This is a genomic window from Zarconia sp. (genome assembly GCF_057467645.1).
In genome coordinates this window covers 90903-115537 of the sequence record NZ_JBRJXU010000006.1, presented here as the reverse complement: position 1 = coordinate 115537, position 24635 = coordinate 90903, and the positions used below count along the sequence as shown (strand labels likewise).

Below are 24635 nucleotides of genomic sequence, written 5' to 3'. Positions count from 1 at the left end.
ACCAATGCCCGTTCCCCATTCCCCACCCTCACCTGACACAGTCTGAACCAAAACTGACGTTACAGAATATTCTCGATCGCCGAACTCACGCGAACGAAAACGGCAACCTCAAATCGATCGGGTGTCAGATGCCAGCGCAGTATCCGAACCATCGTTCCTTGGGGAGAGAGACGATCGAGATCCAACTGCCCCGCCTCCCCCAAAATCGCCTCCAACAGTTGCGGGGCAGCCTCTTCGTCATTGGCGATGACCCTCGGTTCGACGAACTCCAGATAGCGCCCCCGCAGCACCCGAAACCCAGATTCGATCGCCACTTCTAGGGGTTCGCGATCGTTTTTCTCTTGCAGTCCAAACCGCACTTGCAATCGATTCTCATCGGTAAAGTCAATTTCGGGGGAGGTAACAATAAAATCTCTAATCTCGAAGCTGGTAACCTCGAGAGAAGTATCGGAGGAATTGAAGAATCGATCGAGATCTGCCTCCTCCAACACCAACCGAATTCCAGCTTGCAGTGGTTTCTCTAAAGCTTCAAGTCCATCATCGAGGCGATCGAGATCCAGATCGATGGGGTCGGTTTCCACTTCCAAAACTGCAATTCGCAGCGATCGCATCTCGCCATCCCCAAGATCGACCAAAGGCGGCGATCGCAATCCCCGTCCGGCAATCCGCACGCGATCGACCTTTCCTGCCAAAATTTGGTGGCTGGGGACATTATCGATACGCACTTGGAGTTCTTCAACCTCCTCAAAGCGATCGCGAATTTCCCCCTCTAGCGTCTCATCAAGAACCAATCCCACTGGAGACAGTAAACCCAACAGACTCGAGAGTAGAATCGTGAGTACATCCACTCAGTCAACCTCTCGAGGAAAAGAGGAAACGGGGAATGGGAAACGGAAAATCGGGGTAATCATTGAGAATTTTTCGATAAGAATCAATCTTTATCCCATCACCCTTTTGGCAGATCGATCTAATAAATCCATTGCGAATTTTCAGACGAAAGGGAAGTATCCAAGCGCAGCACTGCTTGTCCCGTTTCGGCAGATTGCCGTGCCGCATCCGCAACTTTGAGAGCATAAACGCTATCGAAAGGGTTTGTATAGAGGAGTTTATTCTCTAAGAGGCGATCGAGTACCATCGCCGTATCTTTCGCAAACAAACCCCGACGAGACGCAATCTCGAGCGGTACGATGTCATCCCCTCGCATCATTTTCCCTTCTTTCGGGGTTAATATCAGCGTTCCATTTGTGCCATAGACCTCAAAGCGATTTTCTCGCACGCCGAAGGCATCGCCTTTGCCGTAAACCACCTCTGCCATGATTCCCGAAGCAAACGTTAACTGTGCCGAACACAAACAGGCGGTAAAAAAGTTACCATCTGGGGTATTCCAATATCGATCGTGGCAGCTTACCCGCGTCACTTCCCCAAAGCAATCAGTCATTCGGCGAATGCGAGAGAGTGCCCCCGATAGGGGAAAGCCTAATTTCTCCAGTTGATAAGACCAACGACGGGGTGCGGGGTGTTTGGGCGTAATGGTAATGTAACGGGCGTAAGAGACCGGTTCGATGTCCGGTAGCGCGCGAATTAACGCCTGATGCAAGCCCCCCAGCAGTTCGATATGCTCGATGTGGAGTAGTTTTTCCTTCTTGGCAGCAAGGGCAACGAGTTCTTCGGCTTCGGCAGGATCGAGGGAGAGGGGGTATTCGACGACGACGTGTTTGTCCTGTTGTAGGGCGACGCGGACGATCGGACCGTGGTCGCAGTTTACCGTACAAATCGTCACCAAATCGAGATCCTGGCGCCGGAGGAGTTCTTCCCAGGAAGTCATGGCGTCAGCTTGGTACGACTGGGCGAATTCCTGGGTTCGGGAGAAATCGGAACCGGCAACGGCTACTAGTTGCGATCGAGGGTCTTCGCAAAACGCCTCGGCGCGGCGCGTGGCGGCATAACCCGTCCCCACCAACCCCACGCGAATCGGAGGGGTTAGATCGTACGATGGGGCGATCGGATCGATGTTGGGAGTTGTCATGGGCTTCCGTTAAGGCAATCGAAAAGGTTGGTAAAACTGGCTGGGCGGTCCAACGAGTTTTTTCCCCTAAACCGACTTTAGAGGCGATCGGGGGTCGCACACAACGGGCTGACGGGTGAATTTTTGAGGGGGTGCGATAGAACGATATCGACTCAAAAGGGTATGATTCCTTAGACATCACAAAAGATAACAACCCGATCGCAGGAAGATTTTCAGTGTCCGATTTTCTCAAAGGGGTCAATCTCTACCTCATCGGCATGATGGGGGCCGGCAAAACAACCGTCGGCAAGATACTCGCCGCCCAACTCGGCTATCGATACATCGACACCGATGATTTCATCGAAAAAGTGGCCGGCATCTCGATTGCCGAAATTTTCGATCGCGATGGAGAAGACGCCTTCCGCCAACTCGAAACCCAAGTCCTCGCCGAACTGTCTGCCTATCGCCGTTGCATTATCGCCACCGGTGGAGGCATCGTTACCCGGCAGATGAACTGGAGTTACTTGCACCACGGCATCGTCGCCTGGTTGGATGTGCCAGTCAACGAACTCTACCGCCGCCTGCAAGGAGATACCACCCGACCCTTACTCCAGCATCCCGATCCCCAAGCTAAGCTACAAACGCTGCTGAACCAGCGAGAATCTCGCTACCGCCAAGCAGATGCGCGCGTCGTCATCGAACCCGGTCAAACCCCCGAACAGATTGCCACTCGAACCTTAGATGAGGTGAAAAAAGCCCTCAAATCGTCGCCCCAGGACGGAGAGGTCGATCGCAACTAACGATGCCCAACCCACAATACCGATGGTTGCGGATTCTAAAAGAATAACGATCGCCCAGGCGATCGTTCGGGATTTTGGTATCCTGACTAGGAGTGAATTCGAGTTGCTGTAATCGGCGACTGAATGCGCGATCGGGGTTGCTTTTTTTCTTATTGGGTTAATAGAACAATTTAAAATCTTGCCGGGTTGTTGAAAAATACCGGTAAACTTTTAATGACTCTTCAGTGCGATCGATGTTTCAGACGATCGACCTTTTATTTTTCACGATTCATTTCCACCATTCATGGTCAACGAACACGAGTATCTGCGTAAAGCTGAAGCCACACGGGTGCGCGTCCTCAGCGAAGCCCTCCCCTATATCCAACAATTTGCTGGTCGCACCATCGTGGTTAAGTACGGTGGCGCGGCGATGAAAGATTCCCTCCTCAAGGAGAAAGTCATCCGCGATATCGTCTTTCTCTCCTGCGTGGGATTGCGACCGGTGGTGGTTCACGGTGGCGGCCCGGAAATTAATACCTGGCTGACGAAATTGAGCATCGACCCCCAATTTAAAGATGGTTTGCGGGTGACTGATGCCCCAACGATGGACGTGGTAGAAATGGTACTCGTCGGTCGGGTGAATAAAGAAATCGTTGCCTTAATTAACAAAGCTGGCGGTTCTGCCGTTGGGTTGTGCGGTAAGGATGGTAACTTGATTAAAGCTCGCCCGCAAGGACAAGAGGGCATCGGTTTTGTTGGGGAAGTGAGTGCGGTGGATACCAAGGTAATTTCCACCCTCGTCGATAGCGGCTACGTACCCGTCGTCTCCAGCGTCGCCGCCGACGAAACAGGACAATCCTACAATATCAATGCCGATACCGTCGCTGGGGAAATTGCTGCTGCGTTGGGGGCCGAAAAATTAATTTTACTCACCGATACGGCAGGCATTCTTCGAGATGCAAAAGACCCAGCAACGTTAATTCCCAAACTCGATATTCAAAAGGCACGGGAACTCATTGATGAAGGTATCGTCGCTGGGGGGATGATTCCCAAAGTCACCTGTTGCGTGCGATCGCTCGCCCAAGGGGTACAAGCAACTCACATTCTCGATGGTCGTATTCCCCACGCTTTATTGTTAGAAATTTTTACCGATACAGGAATTGGTACGATGATGGTGGCATCAGAGTTTATCGGTTAATTACATCAGTATTTAGGTCTAATAGATATCTGCTAGAACAGGGTTCAGGGTTTAGGGGAAAAGAGAGAAGAAAATGCTGACTTGAGTTTGATTTCTCAGGTGTCATAACCGCCTTGGCGATAGCTATATTTAAACGGCTGAATGCTGACCCTGAGATATTAACTTAGCCTAGAAAAAAACAAACGATAATCATTCGCTTGTTCTCGTATTTTTCCTTTCCTCTTTTCCCCCTTTTTTCAGAACAATTTATTCCCCATCAAATTCTGAAATCACCTCAATCTGACCCACAAGATGATGATTGAATTCTGGTAATTCTTCTGCCGGAACCCAGAATTCCTTGCAAATAGAACTGCCCACGGTTTGAACTGGATATTTTTTGAGAAACTCCGTCTGAACGCAAAACCGCGTCACGAAACCAGAACCGCTCGCTTTCACGTTCCAATCTCGGGCAATTTTGGTCGCGTATTCTTCATTGAGAACGGGATAAAAAATAGGCTGTTCCGGTAAGCGGGGTGGAAATTTTCGCCATCCCGACTCGCGAATTAACGCCAATTCTTCAGGTCCAACCGGCCGATAAAGGGTCGTGGTTTCCATCGTAGATTTCTTGGTGGTTCGGGAATTCGTACCATTTCCCCTGAAGTGTAGCGTTGAAAGGGGGCAAGCGTGTTATAGAATGCAGCAAACGAGATCGCGATCTTTATATCGGAGCCAAAAGTGGGGGAAAAAATTATGACAGAGCGCATACCCGTAGGAGTGGTTGGAGCCTCTGGTTATGGCGGCGTTCAGCTCGTCCGCCTATTAGTGGAACATCCGGGAGTAGAACTCGTATATTTGGGAGGTCAAGGGAGTGCGGGGAAATCCTTTTCCGATATTTACCCCCATTTAGGGCATCGAGTCGATCTAAAAATCGAAGCGGTGGATGCCGAGATAATTGCCCAACGCTGCCAGGTCGTCTTCCTATCGTTACCGAATGGTTTGGCGTGGCAAATTGCGCCCACCTTACTCGAACAGGGTTGTAAAGTCCTCGACTTGTCAGCTGACTATCGATTTTTTAACCTAGAGACCTATCAAACCTGGTACGGAGGCGATCGCACCGATAGCGAAACGGCTATCACGACTACCTACGGCTTACCGGAACTGTATCGCGATCGCATCCAAGACGCGCAACTCGTGGGTTGTCCCGGTTGCTACCCCACCGCCAGTTTGCTGGCGATTTCCCCCCTCCTCAAACAAGGACTCATCGAACCGGGAACCCTCGTCATCGATGCAAAATCCGGAACCTCGGGCGGCGGACGACAGGCGAAAACCAACCTGCTGCTCGCCGAAGCGGATAACTCCCTGGGGGCTTACGGGGTTGCTCGCCACCGCCATACCCCGGAAATAGAGCAAATTTGCAGCGACCTCGCCGGACATGACGTGATGGTGCAATTTACGCCCCATCTCATCCCCATGGTGCGAGGGATTCTCTCCACGGTTTATGCAACCCTACGCGACCCCGGTTTGGTACGAGAAGATTTACTCACCATCTACAGAGCTTTCTATCGAACGTCACCTTGGGTGAAGGTACTATCGGGGGGAACCTACCCGCAGACAAAATGGGCGTGCGGCACGAACCTATGCTATATCGGAGTTGAAGTGGATCAGCGCACCAACCGTGCAATCGTCATGTCGGCGATCGATAATTTGATGAAGGGTCAAGCTGGTCAAGCATTACAGTGTATGAATCTGATGCTGGGTATGGAGGAAACCTTGGGATTGCCTCAATTGAGTTTTTATCCCTAAGTTTGCGTCCCAAAAACCTTCGGGAGAACCGGCAAGGTTGACTGGTGGAAATGCGCTCGATCGTGCTCCGAGTCAAGCTCCATGGGGCTGAAGTAGTAAGTAATAAGTAATAAGTAATAAGTCGTATCGGTTCAGCTCAAATCACACGGAACGTGCACCTCTGAGTTCGTGAAGAAATAATTCCGACCCAATTCGTTTGTTGCATCCTCCGATCTTAAGCACCGGTTAAACTTATTACTTATTACTTTCAACTTATTACTTGTGAACCCCTATCGATCGCAGCGAACTTCTCAAGGGTTACGCCGATGGCAAGCGCGATTTTACTGGGGTCGATCTTCTGGGCGCATCTTTAGCCGGTGCGACTTTGGCTAGCATCGGCTTATCCCGAGGCAAACTCAACCAAGCCGTGCTCGCCGGAGCGGATTTGACCCAGGCTCATTTGCTCAAAGCCGAATTTGCTCAAAGCCAATCTGACTGGGGTCAATTTGACCCAACGTTGAAGGTGATAGCAGGTATGGCAGGGCTAGGGTTGGTACAGGGAGGATTTGTAGGCTAAATATTTTAATGTCTAAAGTAACAATTAAGTCTGCAAACACAGGAGCCAAGCTAGAATTTTCAGATGTTAGCAATGAATACTTTACAGTTACATTTTCAAGTCACTCGATGAATGCATCGCATCGAGTTTGGGTTTATACCGGCAACTACGATCGGTTAACTCATGTATTTTTAGAAATGGCAGAAAACTGGAAAGGCTGGGAAGGCGTGAAAACTTGGGATGCGCTCGAAGATGACTTTAGTCTCTCCTGTACTTCAGACAAATTAGGACATATTACAATCTCAGCTCAGTTGGGAAGATGTGATGCTCCTGAATTCTGGTCTGTACAGTTCAATCTAGAGGTTGAAGCTGGAAAAATCGAACAAATCGCATATGAAGTAAGAAGGTTGTTTGCGGGGATGTAACGCTCAATTTCAACTTTGGACAATGGCAAGACTTTCTGCTAGATCTCTCCCTTAAATTTTCAACTCTTTCCTTCAACGGAGAAAGCGATCGCGAGTTTATACTTTCAAGAAGAGGAAGAACATTTTTTCGCTCGGGAAAATGAGCTAAAGATGGTGTTTGTGGAGCTACCCAAGTTTCAAAATAAACTGGAAGATTTACAAAATCAGAAACAACTTCATTCGCCAAACTCTACTCAATGCACGTTTCGACTCGATATTGAGGAGAGGAGATAGATGTTTGAAGTTCGCCATCTCCCCCATTCTCCCCAACTCGCATTTAGCGATTCGCCCAATCTTTCGCCCAGGCTAAGTTTTTCCGAACGCACTCGATATTCGGTGCTTCTGAGTACAGGCGCAATACCGGTTCGGTGCCGCTAAACCGAATCAGCAACCAACTGTCATTGGCAAGGCGGAATTTGTACCCATCAGCGGTGGAACAGTTCGTCACGGCTTCCCCAGCTACTTCCAGCAGCGGTTGTGATTCCAGGCGATCGAGCAATTTCGCCCGCACGTCCATATTCGCTAAGGGCAAATCGATGCGATCGTAAGCCGAGGTAAATCCCGTTTTTTCCTGCAACTGCCGATACAAGACGCTCAAATCTTGCCCGGATTTCACCACCGCCTCGAGAACGTATAGCGCCGAAAGGAGAGCATCTCGCTCGGGAATGTGGGTATTGTAGCCGATGCCGCCGGATTCTTCCCCACCGAGCAAGACATCCGACGACAGCATTCGATCGGCAATATACTTATACCCCACCGGCGTTTCAAACACCGGTAAATCGTAAAGTTCGGCCACTCGAGGCATCAGATCCGAGCCGCTGACAGTTTTTACGAGTTCCCCTTTAAACCCCCGGCGTTGGCATAAATGTTCGATCAGAATCGGAATCAAAATTTGCGAGCTGAGGAAGTTTCCCTCGCCGTCTGTGGCGGCAATTCGATCGCCATCTCCATCAAAGACTAACCCCACGACTAATCCGCCGTGGCTGCGGCTGCGATCGCGAGTTTTCTCGAACAACTCATTTAAGTAGCGAGGCAGGGGTTCCGGCGCGCCGCCACCAAAGAGCGGATCGCGATCGCTGTTAATTTCGTCAATCGCGGTTTCGAGGATTTTCTCCAATCCCCCAGCCGCTGCACCGTGCATCACATCGGCAAAGACGCTCAGTTTGCCCTCCGAAATCGCCGATCGAATCGCTTCGATATCCACCTTCGTCCGCAAGTCGGCACAGAACTCCGGCCAGGGATCGAACATCTCCAAAGAACCGGGTTTCTCGGCGGTAGGTTCTACTCCCGCTTCCAGTTGCGCTTCGATTTTCTTCGTCACGTCGGGAGACACCGAACCGCCAAAGGCTCCCTTAACTTTTAACCCCAAATACTGAGCGGGATTGTGGCTGGCCGTCATCACGATCGCCCCCAAGGCTTGACGGTGGTGGGCCGCCCAACTAAATGCCGGGGTGGAGGCGTAACCTTGGGAGAGCAATACGTCAAATCCTGCCTTTTGAATCGCTTCAGCAGCAACGCGGGCAAAATCTTCGGCCATAAAGCGGCGATCGTACCCCACAATCACCGTATTGCTTCCCGTATCGCCGTACATCTGGGCGAGCACCCCAGCCGCAATTGGGGCGACGCGAGCCACGCGCTCGAAGGTAAAGTCAGCGGCGATCGTGCCGCGCCAGCCATCAGTCCCGAATTTGATGGGATTCGTGGCTGTAGAAATAGAAGAAGGTTGAGCCATAGTCGATGTTGCCTTGGTTGTTTCGGGTTGTCGGCTTAATGTTTATCGTAAACTAGCCAACAGTCAGTGGATATTTTCGCAAACCCTGCCAAATTTTGTGCTACAACTATTGAGCGTTGCAGCCATCCATCGCCACCCGTCGATCGAGATCGACAAATTCAGATTTCGGTGGCAATACTTGAAATGCTACCCATAGTTTAGCAACCTAATTCTTGCTTAGTAGCTGCAATGCGATCGGTCGATGTTCTTTTCATCACCAATCAGGCGGTTTCATTGGGTATTAAATATCGGCTTTTAGCTTTACTTTTTTATTAAGTCAACTGTATTTTCACCTAAACGCTTCCGGAGGAGTTTTTCATGACCACCATTCTGACCCCAGATGCTAATTTTTTCCCAGGAACGATCGGGGATGATACGGTTCTTGCCTTAGGTGGAATTGATGTTCTAGATGGTATGGAAGGCAACGACTTTCTATCAGGAAATGCCGATGGAGATTTAATATTTGGCGGCTCGGGAATCGATATTCTCTTCGGCGGACAGGGAGATGATACTGTGTCCGGAGAAACTGAACCAGATAATATTGCCGGGGAGGCGGGAAACGATTTCCTTTTCGGTAATGCTGGTAATGACTTTTTAGCTGGTGGGGAAGGAGATGACTCCCTATTTGCCGGACAAGGTGATGACACGGTGATGGGAGATTCCGAAAACGATCTCCTGTTTGGCGACTTGGGAAACGATGTTTTATTTGCCAACCAAGGAGATGACACTGTCTATGGAAATGGGGGAGCGGATGTCCTATTTGGCGGCCAGGGAAACGATACCATGTTTGGCGGTATCGAAAATGATTTCGTGGCTGGAAATCTTGGCGATGATTCCCTATTTGGCGACCTTGGAGACGATACTGTCGGCGGCGGCCAGGGTTCGGATACCTTGCAAGGGGGAGAGGGACAAGACCTGATTATCGGTGGCGACGGTAACGATCGACTTCTCGGTGACTTGGGCAACGACACCCTCACGGGTGAACTTGGCGGCGATGTCTTTGTGATTATCGAAGACATCGGCAGTGCGGATATCATTACCGACTATAGAGCCAACGAAGACTTCTTACAACTCGGCGGTGGTTTGCAGTTCGCCAATCTCGACATCGCGCAGGGCACGGGCTTTAACATCAACGATACAATTATTAGTACCACCGAAGGGCAGTTACTTGCCGTTCTGCTGGGAGTTCCCGTTACTACCATTACCGCCGAAAGTTTTAACGTTCCTACCGATTTACCTGGAGGTGGAGATTCCGGAAGTGGCAGCGGCGAAAGTACGCTCCCTCGCCTCCAAGGAGCGGAACTCCTAGTTGCCGATACCGCTGGAGTTATCGGTGAGATTACCGCCACTGGGGCGACGAGTTTTAATATTACAGCGACGATAGATAGTACCGGGGCTGCGGTAGAAAATGCCTTCACCATCGACGAAATGGGACAGCTTTCCCTCTCCGATGCTGGGGCGACAGCCCTGGATGCCGAGGGGGTGAGTTTCCTCGACGTGACGGTGAATGCCGCCGCCGACGGGCAAGATCCCGAAGCGGGAACCATCCGCGTTTACGCCAGAGTCAACCAAGCCATCGGCGATGCAGAGATTGGCAACGATACCGATATCAGCGCTGGGGAGGCTCAAGATACGATTCGGATCGCACCGGGAACCTACAGCGAAACCCTGAATCTCAACAATCCGGTGAAACTCGTCGGTCCCAATGCTGGCGGCCCGGCGGAAGGGGAAGAACGAGGCGATGAAGCCATCCTCACAGGGGGAATTAACATCGTTGGGGTTGCCGATGTCACGATTGATGGCTTGGAGTTAATGGGTTCGGGTATCAACGGGACCGGATCGAACCTCACCATTCAAAATAACGTTTTCAGCACCATAACAGAAACGGCCGTTAGCGTCCGCAATCTGGATACCGGCACGATCGCCAATAATACGATTACCCTAGAAACAGCAAGTGCGAGTGTGGATGGCATTGCCGTCGATTCAGTTACGGGAGTTACGATCGAAAATAACACCATCAACACCCCTGCTGCGGGGGGGTCGGGCATCGAAGTTGGCAGCAGTTCCACCTCCACCAACGTCTCGGTGATGGGGAATGGGATTTCTGGCAGCGATGGGGCGGGAATTGCCAATACCGATGGCGGCATCACTGTGACTGATGGGGATGTACCTGGTTTGAGCATCACCAATAATACCGTCAGCGGTTACACCACAGAGGGTACGGCTTCGCTGCTGTTTGCCACGGGAACGACGATCGCTGAAGGGACGCAGGTAACGATTACCGGCAATATCTTCGGTCCTAATGCAGTGGCGAGTGCCTCGGCGGGGGTGAGCGCACTCGACTTGTCTGGCAACTTCATTGCCGAAGGAACCGCCCTCATGGCGACGGATGTCGATCCGACAACGCTGTTTGGGTAAAGCAACGTCAGTTTGGGATCAAACCGTTTCCGGTGACGGTGGGGCGTGGGGTTTACGGGTGTCGGGAAACGGGCATGGAAGCTCAAAAATATCCTTTCCCCACAAATTCCCGTCCGTGGGGTTCCATCAAATTGGCAAGATCTGGTCCGGAGGGAATAATCCCCCCCGGATTGAGGGGAAAGAGATTGCCGTAGTAGTCTCGTTTAACGCTATCGAGATCGCACGTGTCGGTTATACCGGGAAGTTGGTACAAATCCCGCAGGTACCCCCCCAAATGCTGGTAATCCTGAATGCGGCGACGATTGCATTTGAAGAGTCCATAATAGACGATATCGAACCGGAACAGGGTGGTAAACAGTCGCACGTCCGCCAGGGTAACGCCATTGCCACATAAATATCGTTTCGCGGCCAATACCCCATCAATTTCGTCGAGGGTGGCAAATAGTTCGGTACAAGCGCGATCGTAGGCTACCTGAGTTTGAGCGAACCCGCAGCGATACACGCCGTTATTGACGGTATGGTAGATCTTCTCGTTCCAGCGATCGATTTCTGGTTGCAACGAGATGGGAGACAAATCCAGTTCCCGATTTTGGGCGAACTCGTTGAATTGGGCGTTCAGAATCTCGATAATTTCCGCACTCTCGTTATTTACAATCGCCTTGTTTTGACTATCCCACAGTACCGGAACCGTGCAGCGCCCGCTGTATCCGGGTTGAGCGAGTTGGTAGAGTTCGGGCAACGTCCGACACCCCTCAAAGGGGCGATCGAATATCCAAAATCCCTCATCCGGCGATGGCGATACCCGTTCTACGGCGATCGTCTCTTCCAACCCTTTAAGGGTGCGCACCACTAACGTCCGATGCGCCCACGGACATCCCATCCCCACCACTAGCTGATAGCGTCCGGCAGCCGGGGGATAGGCATTCCCCGTTTCAGTCGAGATCGAGTTCCGAAACTGACTCTGGGGACGTAGATACTCTCCCGACTTGCTACGGGGGGCCATTTGCGACATCATCGTCTGCCACATCGTCGTCCAGACAAATTTGCCCAGTTTAATGATGTATTTCGATGGCAGGGATTTGCCTTTTTTTGGGATTGGAGGAGGGGTTGATTCGGTCATAGATATTTTACGAGTTTGATCGATTGCGGTTCTCCTTCCTCCAAAAGCCCTCAAATCTAACAACTGGTTGCTTGAAGGCGATCGCTAAAAGCAGCGTCCTCTGCTTGGCATTGGCGAACCCGATCGAGTGCTTCGGCAATCACCCGAGAATCAGCCCCCGGACGATTGGCATTCTCGCTCAAATATCGTTTCCAGGCTTTCGTTCCCGGTACTCCGGCAAACAGTTGCAGCATATGCCGGGTGATACTATGCAACTTGAACCCGTTAGCCGTCCAGCGATCGCAATAATCGAACATGGACTCGGCGACTTGCTCGCGGGTGAGAGGGGTTGTTTTTTCCCCGTAGATGTCGCGATCGGCCGTGGCAAACAGGTAGGGGTTATCGTAGGCCGCCCGCCCGATCATCACCGCATCCACGAGTTCGTACTGGGCTTGGGCTTGTTCCAAACTGGTAAAACCGCCGTTAATTTGAATGAAGAGGTGGGGAAAGTCCTGTTTGAGGCGATGCACGTCTTCGTAGCGCAGGGGGGGGATTTCTCGGTTTTCTTTGGGGCTGAGACCTTGCAACCAAGCTTTACGCGCGTGGACGGTAAATCGCTCGCAGCCGGCTTCGGAGACGATACGGACGAAATTTGCCATGTCTTCGTAGTCATCTCGATCGTCGATACCGATGCGGTGCTTGACGCTCACAGGAATCTCGACGGCTTTTTGCATGGCAACGATAGCTTTTGCCACCCGTTCCGGTTGCGCCATTAAACAGGCACCAAAGTTACCGTTTTGCACTCGATCGCTCGGACAACCCACGTTGAGATCGATTTGGTCGTATCCGAGTCCTTGAGCCACTCGGGCGCATTCGGCGAGTTCGGCAGGATCGTCGCCGCCGATTTGGAGGGCGAGGGGTTTTTCTTGGGGCGTGAAGCCCAAAAGTTTAGCGCGATTGCCGTGGAGAATCGCCCCAGTGGTAATCATTTCTGTATACAGCAGGGTGCGACGGGTAATCTGACGCATGAAATAGCGAAAGTGGCGATCGGTACGATCCATCATCGGTGCCACGCTCAACGGATTGCCCCCATCGGGGAGTTGGGCGAAGGTACGCAGGGAATTCGAGATGACTGCGGTGCTTGACATCGTCATGTGTTTCAACAATCGTTCGCTAGGTGAGTAAGACAGATAAACGGCTGTTCGAGCTGGACTTCAAGGGGCGATCGAAACCCAGTGGTTTGCGTTTCCAAACCGACGAGGCTCGCTGGCAAAATTTTTTCGCAATTCCGGCTCGGAGCGGACAAAGAACAAACTCAATTTCAGATTTTTCGCAGATACAGAAACTCTAGCCATCAGGCTACACTCTCGAAAAAAACAGCCCCGCTAGACCTCTTCTAGGTCTTCACACAATTCTTGCAGATTTTGATGCTGCCAACGCCGAGATTGGCGGCGATATTTCTTGGAAGCCAGCTTGGGTTCGTATTCCGATTTCCCAGCTCCGGTCATTTTTCGTTTGAAGTTCGATTCTTTCTCTCCTAATTGTTGCAACATTTCCTGCCGGGAAATCGCTTCGTTTACAAAATCTAAATAATGTTCGTAGCGTTCCCAGTCTCCAGCGACAACACAATTGGGTTCATCTCGGTGCAAGCAATTACTAAACTGACAGCGTCCGCGACTCAGCAACGCTCGTGCCTCGGGAAAGTAACTGGCGAATTTGGAGGGTTCGCAGGAGAAGTCGGGTTGGTTGAAACCGGGGGTATCTGCGAGCAACCCGCCATCGGGCAGCTCGAACAATTCGACGTGGCGGGTGGTATGGCGACCCCGACCGAGTTTGCCCGAAACCGGTGCCGTTCGCAAGCACACTGAGGGGATCAGGCGATCGATTAAACTGGATTTTCCCACGCCGGAGGGTCCGGAAACCACAGTAATCTTATCGGCAAACTGACGGCTGAGTTTTGTTAATCCTTCCCCAGTACTTGCGCTAATGGGTTGCGGATCGTATCCCCATTGTTGCAGCCGATGGCACCACCGGTCTACCACCTCGGGAGCGACTAAGTCTATTTTATTCAAACACAAGCCCACTTCCAAACCCGTGGATTCGGCTTTGACCAAAAATCGGCTGAGTTGATAGGGTTCTAAAGGCGGATCGATCGGGGCAAACACCAGCAGAATTCGATCGACGTTGGCGATGGGAGGACGATCGAGTTCGCTCTTTCGGGGCCGCACTTGGGAAATCGCCCCCCGTCCCCCTTCCCAATCCGGTTCTTCGACGATGGCTCGATCGCCCACCATCACTTTCTGACCGATTTTTTTCAATCGGCTGCGGCGGGTACATAGCAGAAAGGGGGAGACCTCGTGGGGGATATCGGGATGCTTGGGGTCGAGCTGAACTTGATAGAAGTTCGCTTGCACTGCCAATACCGTTCCTTCTAGGGGGGCGATCGTCTGTGGGTCGATCGCCATTTCTCGATCGCTCATGCCGTCAATGTCGGTTTTTGAACCAGCAGGGCAAAAAACTCATCGCGATCTTCGAGTTTCTCGATCGCGTAGCCCGCCATGACCAAACTATCGGGAACCTGCTCGATGGGTTCTCCGGGATCGAGCCACACTTCTAGCAACTGACCGGGATGCATCTGTTCGAGTTGAAGTTTGGTCCGGACAAAATTAATCGGGCAGGGAGTTCCCCGCAAATCGAGTTTTCGATCGGGGTTCATTTAAACAATCCCCCCAAAAATCCTTCTACACCGCCTTTGCCAATGCGATCGCCTTTAATGGCTGCCAGTTTCTCCAACAACTCCCGCTCTTCGGCAGTGAGTTTGGTGGGAATATCGATTTCGATGGTAATTAAATGATCGCCCCGACTCACGGGGTTTCCCAACCGAGGCACGCCCCGATTTTCCATCGTCACAACCGTTCCCGGTTGCGTCCCGGCCGGCACCGTTAACTCCACTTCCCCATCCACGGTATTCACCGGCAACTTACACCCTAAAATCGCCTGTAAGTAACTGATGGTAATTTCCGAGAGAATATTAATCCCATCCCGCTGAAATTCGGAATCCTCTTTCACGAACAGGTAAACGTATAAATCTCCCGCCGGTCCTTTTCGCGATCCTGCATCCCCTTCACCGGAGACTCGCAAGCGCGTTCCGTTATCCACCCCAGCAGGAATGGTAATTTTGAGCTTTTTCGTTTCCTGTTTTTGACCTTTTCCACCGCAAGCGGTACATTTATCGGCGATGACTTGACCGGTGCCGTTACAGGTGGGACAGACCGAGACTTGGGTGAAGCTACCGAAGGGGGTGCGGGTGGCGCGACGCACTTGACCCGACCCACTACAGGTGGAGCAAGTTTGGGGGCGCGTTCCCGGCTTAGCACCAGTGCCTTCGCAGACTTCGCAGGTTTCGAGGTGAGAGATGCGAATTTCTTTTTCGCCGCCAAATACCGCTTCGCGAAAATCTAATTTCAAGTCCAAGCGCAAATCGTCCCCGCGCACCGGACCGCTGCGCCGGCGAGAGGTTTGAGCGGTACCCCCGCCGAATCCCCCGAAGAAACTTTCAAAGATATCGGCAAAGCCGCTCATATCGTTAAAGTCCTGGAATCCACCAGCACCGGCGGCTCCAGAACTTACCCCCCGTTCTCCGAAGCGATCGTAGCGCGATCGCAGTTCGGGTTCCGAGAGGACTTCATAGGCGCGATTAATTTCTTTAAAGCGCTCCTCGGCTCCCGCTTCTTTATTGACATCAGGATGATACTTACGAGCCAAACGACGGTAAGCGCGTTTAATTTCGTCTTTATCCGCAGAACGGGAGACACCTAAAGTTTCGTAATAGTCACCGGCCATAGCGTGTTGCTGTCAATAGTAAGGAACGCAGGGTATTCATCGAATCAACAACGGGACAACCCGTCGCTGGGAGTTGAGATTGTTGCTAGACGAATGGATTACTCCCATCATCTTCTTCCGAGGACGACCCTTGGGACGCAGGTGCGTTAAACGGATCGAACTCGCCCCCCGCTGTTGATTTAGAGGGAGTTTGGGCGGAGGGTGGGGGAGCGGCTTTTTTCGACGGGGAGAGTAAGTCGAAGTTGTCATCCCCTCGGGCGAGATCGTCGGGATCTAGATCGAAGGAATCCTCGACCTCTCCATTCTCGGACAGGTCCTCCGGAGATAGACTCAGTTCGAGCTCTTGGGCACTTGGGGGTGCCGCACTCGGTGCGGGTTCCGAGCTTGCCAAATCGGGATTAGCCAAATCGGGATTAGATTGTTGGTAGACGGCAGAACCGATCGAAAATAATCCTTTCTGGAATGCTTCGAGACACTGCTTGACTTCTTCGAGACTTGCAGATGGATTATTGAGAGCAGCTTCGAGCAATTGTGCTTTTTCGTCCACCTCGCTCCTCAACGCTTCACCGACTAATGCGGCGTTGTGTTCGAGGGTTTGCTGGTAATTGTAGAACAGACTTTCGGCTTGGTTGGTCAGTTCCACCAGTTCTCGCTGCTGGGAGTCTTCGTCGGCAAAGAGTTCGGCTTCCTGACGCATCCGTTCGATTTCTTCGGAACTCAATCCGCCGGTATTGCTAATTTGAATGCTTTGCTCTCGCCCAGTGCCTTTATCTCGGGCAGAAACTTTGAGAATTCCGTTGGCATCGATATCGAAGGACACTTCAATTTGAGGAATGCCGCGAGGGGCGGGGGGAATGCCCATGAGAAGGAATTTCCCCAAGCTTTTATTATCTCGGGCCATCGCTCGCTCTCCTTGGAGAACGTGGACTTCTACTGAGGTTTGTCCGTCCGTGGCCGTGGAGAACATTTGGGACTTACTCGTGGGAATGGTGGTATTGCGATCGATAATTTTGGTAAACACTTCCCCCAAGGTCTCGATACCCAAGGATAGAGGAGTCACGTCGAGCAGCAATACATCTCGAACTTCTCCACCCAGTACACCGGCCTGAATGGCCGCCCCGGTGGCCACCGCTTCATCCGGATTCACGGAGCGATCGGGTACTTTTCCGCCAAAGTAATCGCTGATAGCTTTCTGGACGGCTGGGATGCGGGTCGACCCCCCCACGATAATGATGCGATCGATATCGCTCGGTTCCAAACTCGCATCGGCGAGGGATTGCACCACCGGTTCGATTGTACCGTCAATTAACGGCTTGGCTAATGTCTCGAATTCCGATCGACTCAATTTGAGATCGATATGTTTGGGACCGGTTTCGTCGGCAGTGATAAATGGCAGGTTAATGCTAGTGGAGTTCGCTCCCGACAGTTCAATTTTCGCCTTTTCTGCTGCTTCCCGGATGCGTTGCAAGGCCATCTTATCAACGGACAGGTCAATGCCTTCCGTTTCCCGAAAAGCATCGACGATCCAGCGCACGATGACGTTGTCGAAGTCATCTCCCCCGAGGTGGTTGTTGCCGGAGGTGGCTTTAACTTCAAAAATGCCATCCCCTAACTGAAGTACCGATACGTCGAAGGTTCCCCCGCCCAAATCGAAGACGAGGATAGTCTGATCGCAATCCTGTTTGTCTAAGCCGTAAGAAAGGGCAGCCGCCGTCGGTTCGTTGACGATTCGCAACACTTCGAGTCCGGCAATGGTTCCCGCGTCTTTGGTGGCTTGCCGCTGTGCGTCGGTGAAGTATGCCGGCACGGTAATCACCGCTTGAAAAACGGACTCACCCAGGTATGCTTCTGCATCTTGCTTGAGCTTTTGCAAAATCATTGCCGAAATTTCTTGGGGCGTATGGGTGCGTCCGCGAATTTTGACATCGACGGTATTATCTCGACCGGTGATGCAGTTGTAGGGGACTCGGCTGCGCTCTTCTTCCGTATCTTCCCATCGACGACCGATAAAGCGCTTAATACTGAAGACCGTATTTTCTGCGTTTGTAACAGCTTGTCGCTTGGCCAGTTGACCGACGAGGCGCTCCCCTGATTTCCCAAAACCCACCATACTCGGGGTGGTTCTCCCGCCCTCGGAGTTCGTAATCACAATGGGTTTGCCGCCCTCTAGAACAGCCACGCAACTGTTGGTTGTTCCTAGGTCGATACCAATGACTTTTCCCATAGCGTTATTGGTGGGTGTGACTTTGCGAATTTAAGCCTGTTAACACGTTCCCCGAAGTTTTTCGGGGAATTCTTACGGAACATCTTAGCACTCGATCGAAAGTTGTTTGGCTTGAAGGGATACGGCTTGCCGCACTCTCATCCTCAACCCCCGATCGACGATTTTCGATGACGCTTACGAGTTCTCGGACTCATCTGATGAATCGGAGGATTCGGCTGCCGTGGAGACTTTGACCATGGCATGGCGCAAAACTCGCTCTCCCATGACATATCCTCGCATGAGTTCTTCAATCACCGTACCTTCCTCGTACTCGTCAGTTTCTTCTCGCATGACGGCTTCGTGGAAGTTGGGATCGAAGGGTTCTCCTTCCGGACGCATGGGCGCGACACCGAGTTTTTTGAGGCAGTCGACCATTTGTTTGTAAACCCCTTGATAGCTCTTGTGGATGGCCATCTCGCCATCGTTTTGGGGTTTGATTTGCGATCGGGCCCGCTCGAAGTTATCCACCACGGGCAATAGCTCTTCGATGGCGGAGCACTGAGCTTGCTCCTTTAATTCCTCTTTTTCTTTTTGGGTTCGCTTGCGATAGTTATCGAAGTCAGCGGCCAAACGAGCGTATTGGCTTTTAATTTCATCTTTTTCGGCTTCGATTTTGGCTCTGGCGGCTTGCTCGGCTTCGAGGGTCGCTCGATCGTCTTTTGCCTTGACCTGGGCTGCGGCTTCTGCCGCTTCTACTTCTAGGGGGTCGAGAACGACATCGGCGGCAGTATCCGTCGCTGCCGAGTCGGCATCGGTTTGGGCTACCGTTTCACCAGCGGCTGGGGATTCTTCTGCCGAGTTTGACTTTGGGGAATTTTCGAGTTGCTTTTCCTCATCCATCATTTGTATCCAACTATCCGGTTGCCGTCATCGCTAAACTTACTCTTTTCTATCATGACATTCTTTGAGCCGGAGCGGATTGACCTGCGGGTTATTTTCCCGATCTTCTATTTCCCAATACCATTTTGCGGTCTTCTAAATCCGAGCAAGCCAAAATTAGGACTGAGTTAGAGGACTCGCGAGTCACCATTGAGTCATGTCAATGTCCGTCAATGGGATTTTGGGAATCCCAGCGATCGAATGTTACTTTCGGGTTGAGAGTTTTGTTGGGACTCGTAGGATTGTTGGTTTGATGCCGATCGAACTTACCCAAATAGCAGACTGCCATCGGAGCGGTTGTCACGAATCGATCGCCTCGATCGATATTAATTTCATTAAAGCCCGCTTCAAAAACAAGCCTCAGGGAGATTGCCCGTCTTTCGTCTAAATAAATGATGGGGAGATGGGGAGGAGTGGGGAATTTAAAGAGCGCGGATCCGATACCGCCGCGAGTAGCTTATACTTGGGCAAACCGAACTCGCTCGATCTCATCGGGTTAGTTACGATCGACATCAATACCCAAGAAAAACCGTCGCGCCACCGCTTTTAAGCACATCAAACTGAAACAGGGGTCACATCGGTACTTGTAGGCTTCGGGGGTAGCGAGGAATTCTAGACATTGGTTGTTAAAATCATGGAATAAAACTCCCAAACCAAAGATTCAAACAACACTTTTTGGCTCTCGATCGCAAGCTGCATCAATTGCATCGTTAAGCTGTCTAATAGAGCCAGTCGCCTTCGCGCCAGCCAAAGCGAACCCCGGTGCGTTTCGTCCCTGACTCCCGACGCATCTACAACGACTCGATACGGAGATAAGCAAAACCCGCCATGACCTTCTCAAGATTAGGCCAAAATCGCCGCGCTTTAGTCGTCCAGACCAACTTTTCGCCATTTGGTAACAAGTTGATTCAGGGCGGTCACATCACCCCCGAGCAAATGCTTCAGGCCCAAGAAGAAAGCCGGAAATCGGGCCGTCCCCTCACCGATATTATTGAAAGTCTGACGGGTCAGCAACTGCCTCCCGAACTGGTTCGCCAGTATAAGAAACAGCAGTTATTCGAGTTGAAGTTACTCCACGGGGTGGAAGCCTTCGATCCCGAAATTGACGAACTCACACTCGCTCAACTGAGTCCGTTGATGGAGTTAATTCCTCTCGATAGTTGTCGTCGCTACCGTTTCGTCCCCATTACCCGCCAGCAAGACGAGCTACCCTCGATGGTGGTGGCAATGGTGGAACCGGAAAATTTGGAAGCCCAGGATGAGTTGAAACGGATTTTGCGATCGTCGGGATTGCACCTTCAACGTCGCGTCATCGCACCAGACGATTACCAAAAGCTAATTTCATTGTGCTTGGACGAGCAAGAGCGCAAGGAAGCCGCGATCGCCGCTCAAAAACAGGACGAGAAAAATGCGATCGGTGCCGATGCTTTCGCTCAGTTTGCCGACGGAGAAGGGGATCTAGAGGAAGCCCCCGCAGAGGCAATGGATCTCGATGGAGAGAACGATGCAGACTCTCAACCAATTGTCAATACTGTTAATAAAATTTTACGAAAGGCACTGTCGGAAGGCGTGTCCGACATTCACGTCGAACCCCAAGAAGAATTCTTGCAAATTCGGATGCGTAAAGACGGCGTTCTCCAAGAGCCGTTTCCCCGACTGCCCAAGAATATCATTCCGGCGATTACCTCCCGCTTCAAAATCATTGCCGATATGGATATTGCCGAACGCCGGCAAGCCCAAGACGGTCGAATTCGGCGGGTATTCCAAGGGCGCACGGTGGATTTCCGAGTCAACTGTCTCCCCAGCCGCTACGGCGAGAAAATCGTCCTGCGGATTCTGGATAACTCTTCCACCCAGCTGGGTTTAGATAAGCTGATTACCGATGAAGAAACCCTAGAAAAAGTGCGCGATATCGCCAGTCGTCCCTTCGGATTGATTCTGGTGACTGGACCCACGGGTTCGGGTAAATCGACGACGTTGTATTCGGTGCTCGCCGAACGGAACGATCCGGGGGTGAATATCAGTACCGCCGAAGACCCGATCGAATATGCTTTACCCGGAATTACCCAATGTCAGGTGATTCGAGAAAAAGATTTGACCTTTGCCAATATTCTGCGGGCGTTCCTGCGGCAAGACCCGGATATCATTCTGGTGGGAGAAACGCGGGATAAGGAAACAGCAAAAACGGCGATCGAAGCGGCCTTGACCGGTCACTTAGTGCTTACCACCCTCCATACCAACGATGCCGCCGGTGCGATCGCCCGTTTGGATGAAATGGGGGTCGAACCGTTCATGGTCTCCGGGGCTCTGCTCGGGGTACTCGCTCAGCGATTGATGCGACGGGTTTGCAGCGAATGCCGCATTGCCTATACCCCCACCGCCGACGAACTCAACCGCTTTGGGATGTCAACATCCGGTGCGGTGAATGCAGAATTTTACAAAGCCAACACCATTCCCCCCAGCGAGCGCAAAGCCCTCGCCGAAAGCGGTCAACTGTGCGAGAAATGCGCCGGTGTGGGCTATAAAGGACGGGTAGGGGTCTACGAGTTCCTACAAAACTCTGAGGAACTCGCCGCTTTAATCAACCAAGGCGCGCCCACGGAGCGAATCAGCGAAAAAGCCGTAGAGCAGGGCATGAAAACTCTCCTTGCTTACAGTCTCGACCTCGTGCGTCAAGGTCATACTACCTTTGAAGAAGTCGAACGGGTGACCTTCACCGATTCCGGTTTGGAAGCCGAACTCAAAGCCAAGCGAAAGAGTTCGCTCACCTGTTCGACCTGCGGAGCGGCCGTCGAACCGGAGTGGATGGATTGTCCCTACTGTCTGACACCACGCTTCCAAGACTAGAACCCGCAAGGTCTGGGGAAAAATCCAAACTGTGCCCCACATAAGCGATCCAAACTTCTCTGAATCTAAGCTTCTCTCAATTCAAAAGCTCGATCGTCATTAAAAGGAAGGAAATTAATGGATTACATGATCGAAGATGTGATGGAGTCCCTTGTCGAGCAGGGGGGGTCCGATATGCACATCCAAGCTGGCGCTCCAATTTACTTCCGCGTCAGTGGCAAACTCTCTCCACAACCTCAATTTGGGGAAAGTCTCGCGCCGGACGAGTGCCAGCGCTTGATTTTCAGTATGCTCAACAACAACCAACGCAAAGACCTCGAACAAAACTGGGAGTTAGATTGCGCCTATGGGGTTAAAGGTCTATCGCGCTTTCGGGTAAACGTGTATCGAGAGCGGGGTTGTTTTGCCGCTTGTTTGCGAGCGTTAGCCTCTCAAATTCCCAATTTCGAGAAACTTGGCGTTCCCGAAATCATGCGCGAAATGGCGATGCGACCTCGGGGAATGGTGCTCATTACCGGTCAAACCGGCTCGGGGAAAACGACGACCCTCGCGGCAGTGCTCGATTTGATCAACCGGACGCGCGCCGAACATATCCTCACGGTGGAAGACCCGATCGAATACGTGTTTCCCAATATCAAGAGTTTGTTCCACCAGCGTCAGAAAGGTGAAGATACCAAAAGTTTTGGAAACGCCCTCAAGGCGGCATTGCGAGAAGACCCCGATATCATTCTGGTGGGGGAAATGCGGGACTTAGAAACGATTTCTCTCGCGATTTCTGCCGCTGAAACCGGTCACCTCGTGTTTGGCACCCTACACACCAACTCCGCATCGGGAACCATCGACCGGATGTTGGACGTGTTCCCCCCTATTCAGCAGCCTCAAATCCGCGCCCAAATGTCAATTTCTTTGGTCGGCATTTGTAGCCAAAACCTCGTGAAAAAAGTCGGTGGCGGTCGATGTGCGGCGCAAGAAATTCTGGTGAATACCCCAGCCATCGGCAACCTGATTCGGGAAGGAAAAACCAGTCAAATCTACTCTTCCATCCAGATGGGAGCCAAAGTTGGCATGCAAACCATGGAAATGTGCCTTGCCCGATTGGTGAACGAAGGGAAAATTACATACGAGGATGCGGTGGGTAAGAGTTCTAAACCCGACGAACTCGATCGATTGATCGATCCGAAGATTAAGGCAGGCGGTAAACCCGGTGCTGGAGGTAAACGACCGGCGAAGGCGCGTTAGAATTTGGGTAAAGCTGAGTCCCTACCGGAAATGCGACCCTCAGCTGAAATGGAAATGATTGCCAACCCGACTCATCTAGCGATCGAAACGCTAGATGAGTTCCATTTCTACCCCTGAATTGTCAACAATCCCGAATGTATTATGGCTAATGCCGCATCAAAAAAAGAATCCAAGGGCTTCGACCTGAGTAATATTGAAGAGACCATTCAGGTTGCTATCTCCAGTGTTACGGTCAAAGATAAAGCCATTTTTTCCCGCCAATTTGCCGCAATGTTCAATGCTGGGGTGGGAATGCTGAGATGTTTGAGCGTGTTGAACGAACAGTGCAGTAATCCAAGACTGAGAAAAGCCCTCTCTGAAATTAGAGGAGAGGTCGAAGAAGGGGGAGGGTTGGCCAATGCCATGACCAAGCATCCCAAATGTTTCGATAAGCTCTATGTGAGTATGGTGGCTGCGGGGGAGGTTGGGGGGGTACTCGATGAAGTGCTCAACCGTCTGGCCATGCTGCTCGAAAAGATGGCCAAAATTCAGAACGAATTGAAGTCAGCTATGGCTTATCCCCAAACTGTGGGTTTTATCGCAGTGGTAATTTTTGTGGGGATGACGGTATTTTTGCTACCCATCTTCGCCGATATTTTCGATCAACTGGGAGCAGAACTTCCGGCTTTTACCCAGTTTATGATGAATATCAGTTATATTTTGCGCGGTCCTTTCCTACCAGCGGATAATCCCAACGCAGATAGCTGGATCGAAGAACAGAACTTCGTCATCGTCATGTTCATCGGCGTTATTATCGGGATTGCTTTTGCCATCAAGCAATACTATCAAACCCCCGCAGGACGCTTCCAAATTGATGCAATGTTACTCAAAGCCCCGATTTTTGGTGACTTGATTGAAAAGTCGGCGGTGGCGAGTTTTTGCAACGTGTTTGGAACCCTGACCCGTTCTGGGGTACCGATTTTGAACGCCATGGAAATCGTGCGCGATACTGCCGGAAATGAAGTGATTGCCGATGCGATCGAGTATGCTAGAGACCAAATCCAAACCGGGGGTAGCATCAGCGAGGCATTCCGGGAGAAAGGGGTGATGCCGGCCCTAGCGGTACAAATGATGTCTATTGGGGAAGAAACCGGGGAACTCGACCAAATGCTCATTAAGGTGGGACAGTTCTACGAAGATGAGGTGGAACAAGCCATTAAAGCTCTCACCAGTATGCTCGAACCGTTGATGATCGTGGTGATTGGTGGCATGGTGGGTTCGATTCTACTGTCGATGTACCTCCCCATGTTCGCAGTGATGGATCAGATTGGCTAGAAGGTCATCGTCATCGAAATATGCCCGAGACCCCATCCAAACCGGTGGAAGCATCAGCGAGGCATTTCGCGAGAAAGTCATAGAGCAAATTGGTTAGAGCCAAATTGAACAATTTGCCAAAACCGTTTAAAACGTAAATGGACTCAGAGGGGGCATCGATTTTCGCCCCCTTTTGCATCACATTGACGTTCGAGGAATC

At 51.5% G+C, this 24635-nt stretch carries 21 protein-coding genes; 9 read left to right on the top strand and 12 right to left on the bottom strand.

The features are described 5' to 3' along the window. Positions 1 to 59: 59 nt before the first annotated feature. Both AC2215_RS00735 and AC2215_RS00730 read right to left on the bottom strand, forming a co-directional pair. Positions 60 to 848 (bottom strand): LmeA family phospholipid-binding protein, encoded by a 789-nt coding sequence (locus AC2215_RS00735; RefSeq protein WP_486808028.1) that lies wholly within the window; start codon positions 846 to 848, stop codon positions 60 to 62. Positions 849 to 967: 119 nt separating this feature from the next. Then, positions 968 to 2026 (bottom strand): Gfo/Idh/MocA family protein, encoded by a 1059-nt coding sequence (locus AC2215_RS00730; RefSeq protein ID WP_486808027.1) that lies wholly within the window; start codon positions 2024 to 2026, stop codon positions 968 to 970. Positions 2027 to 2241: 215 nt separating this feature from the next. Between AC2215_RS00730 and AC2215_RS00725 the strand changes: the two genes are divergently transcribed. Together AC2215_RS00725 and argB are read left to right on the top strand one after the other, a co-directional pair. Continuing rightward, complete coding sequence (locus tag AC2215_RS00725; RefSeq protein ID WP_486808026.1) at positions 2242 to 2805, top strand: shikimate kinase; 564 nt, start codon at positions 2242 to 2244, stop codon at positions 2803 to 2805. A 283-nt stretch (positions 2806 to 3088) separates the two neighbouring features. Continuing rightward, positions 3089 to 3982 carry an acetylglutamate kinase gene (gene argB, locus AC2215_RS00720; protein WP_486808025.1) on the top strand — a complete coding sequence of 298 codons (894 nt, stop codon included), beginning with the start codon at positions 3089 to 3091 and terminating at the stop codon, positions 3980 to 3982. Between the two features lie 246 nt (positions 3983 to 4228). On the opposite strand, the gene AC2215_RS00715 is transcribed toward argB, so the two are convergent. Further along, positions 4229 to 4576: a hypothetical protein gene (locus tag AC2215_RS00715; protein WP_486808024.1), complete on the bottom strand. Its 348-nt coding sequence runs from the start codon at positions 4574 to 4576 to the stop codon at positions 4229 to 4231. Positions 4577 to 4711: 135 nt separating this feature from the next. Between AC2215_RS00715 and argC the strand changes: the two genes are divergently transcribed. From argC to AC2215_RS00700, 3 genes are all read left to right on the top strand, one after another. Beyond that, complete coding sequence (argC, locus tag AC2215_RS00710) at positions 4712 to 5764, top strand: N-acetyl-gamma-glutamyl-phosphate reductase (RefSeq protein WP_486808023.1); 1053 nt, start codon at positions 4712 to 4714, stop codon at positions 5762 to 5764. A 364-nt stretch (positions 5765 to 6128) separates the two neighbouring features. Further along, positions 6129 to 6320: a hypothetical protein gene (locus AC2215_RS00705; protein ID WP_486808022.1), complete on the top strand. Its 192-nt coding sequence runs from the start codon at positions 6129 to 6131 to the stop codon at positions 6318 to 6320. Positions 6321 to 6328: 8 nt separating this feature from the next. Beyond that, on the top strand, positions 6329 to 6724 hold the full coding sequence (locus AC2215_RS00700; protein WP_486808021.1) for a DUF6228 family protein: 396 nt from the start codon (positions 6329 to 6331) through the stop codon (positions 6722 to 6724). Between the two features lie 316 nt (positions 6725 to 7040). Here the strand turns inward: AC2215_RS00700 and AC2215_RS00695 are convergent, their stop codons facing one another. Further along, positions 7041 to 8495, bottom strand: coding sequence for a phosphoglucomutase/phosphomannomutase family protein (locus tag AC2215_RS00695; RefSeq protein WP_486808020.1), 1455 nt, complete (start codon positions 8493 to 8495; stop codon positions 7041 to 7043). 357 nt (positions 8496 to 8852) lie between these two features. Between AC2215_RS00695 and AC2215_RS00690 the strand changes: the two genes are divergently transcribed. After that, positions 8853 to 10952 (top strand): right-handed parallel beta-helix repeat-containing protein, encoded by a 2100-nt coding sequence (locus AC2215_RS00690; RefSeq protein WP_486808019.1) that lies wholly within the window; start codon positions 8853 to 8855, stop codon positions 10950 to 10952. A gap of 82 nt (positions 10953 to 11034) precedes the next feature. Here the strand turns inward: AC2215_RS00690 and AC2215_RS00685 are convergent, their stop codons facing one another. The 8 genes from AC2215_RS00685 to AC2215_RS00650 form a co-directional block, all read right to left on the bottom strand. Beyond that, positions 11035 to 12072, bottom strand: a complete 1038-nt coding sequence (locus AC2215_RS00685) for a glutathione S-transferase family protein (RefSeq protein ID WP_486808018.1) — start codon at positions 12070 to 12072, stop codon at positions 11035 to 11037. A 56-nt stretch (positions 12073 to 12128) separates the two neighbouring features. Continuing rightward, positions 12129 to 13205 (bottom strand): tRNA dihydrouridine(20/20a) synthase DusA, encoded by a 1077-nt coding sequence (dusA, locus tag AC2215_RS00680; RefSeq protein ID WP_486808017.1) that lies wholly within the window; start codon positions 13203 to 13205, stop codon positions 12129 to 12131. 231 nt (positions 13206 to 13436) lie between these two features. Next, positions 13437 to 14531 (bottom strand): small ribosomal subunit biogenesis GTPase RsgA, encoded by a 1095-nt coding sequence (gene rsgA, locus AC2215_RS00675; protein ID WP_486808016.1) that lies wholly within the window; start codon positions 14529 to 14531, stop codon positions 13437 to 13439. Further along, positions 14528 to 14767 (bottom strand): sulfurtransferase TusA family protein, encoded by a 240-nt coding sequence (locus AC2215_RS00670; protein ID WP_486808015.1) that lies wholly within the window; start codon positions 14765 to 14767, stop codon positions 14528 to 14530. The genes rsgA and AC2215_RS00670 overlap by 4 nt, the downstream gene beginning before the upstream one ends. Then, the gene (gene dnaJ / locus AC2215_RS00665) at positions 14764 to 15894 is read right to left on the bottom strand and encodes a molecular chaperone DnaJ (protein WP_486808014.1); all 1131 of its coding nucleotides are present in this window, start codon (positions 15892 to 15894) and stop codon (positions 14764 to 14766) included. Before dnaJ ends, AC2215_RS00670 begins: the two co-directional genes overlap by 4 nt. 85 nt (positions 15895 to 15979) lie before the next feature. Next, the gene (gene dnaK, locus AC2215_RS00660) at positions 15980 to 18118 is read right to left on the bottom strand and encodes a molecular chaperone DnaK (RefSeq protein ID WP_486808013.1); all 2139 of its coding nucleotides are present in this window, start codon (positions 18116 to 18118) and stop codon (positions 15980 to 15982) included. A gap of 174 nt (positions 18119 to 18292) precedes the next feature. Further along, positions 18293 to 19000, bottom strand: a complete 708-nt coding sequence (gene grpE / locus AC2215_RS00655; protein ID WP_486808012.1) for a nucleotide exchange factor GrpE — start codon at positions 18998 to 19000, stop codon at positions 18293 to 18295. 196 nt (positions 19001 to 19196) lie between these two features. Next, positions 19197 to 19340 carry a hypothetical protein gene (locus AC2215_RS00650; RefSeq protein ID WP_486808011.1) on the bottom strand — a complete coding sequence of 48 codons (144 nt, stop codon included), beginning with the start codon at positions 19338 to 19340 and terminating at the stop codon, positions 19197 to 19199. A gap of 524 nt (positions 19341 to 19864) precedes the next feature. Here AC2215_RS00650 and AC2215_RS00645 point away from each other — a divergent pair. From AC2215_RS00645 to AC2215_RS00635, 3 genes are all read left to right on the top strand, one after another. Beyond that, the gene (locus tag AC2215_RS00645) at positions 19865 to 21883 is read left to right on the top strand and encodes a GspE/PulE family protein (RefSeq protein ID WP_486808010.1); all 2019 of its coding nucleotides are present in this window, start codon (positions 19865 to 19867) and stop codon (positions 21881 to 21883) included. Positions 21884 to 22000: 117 nt separating this feature from the next. After that, positions 22001 to 23122 carry a type IV pilus twitching motility protein PilT gene (locus AC2215_RS00640; protein WP_486808009.1) on the top strand — a complete coding sequence of 374 codons (1122 nt, stop codon included), beginning with the start codon at positions 22001 to 22003 and terminating at the stop codon, positions 23120 to 23122. Positions 23123 to 23263: 141 nt separating this feature from the next. Continuing rightward, complete coding sequence (locus AC2215_RS00635; RefSeq protein WP_486808008.1) at positions 23264 to 24436, top strand: type II secretion system F family protein; 1173 nt, start codon at positions 23264 to 23266, stop codon at positions 24434 to 24436. Positions 24437 to 24635: the final 199 nt, after the last annotated feature.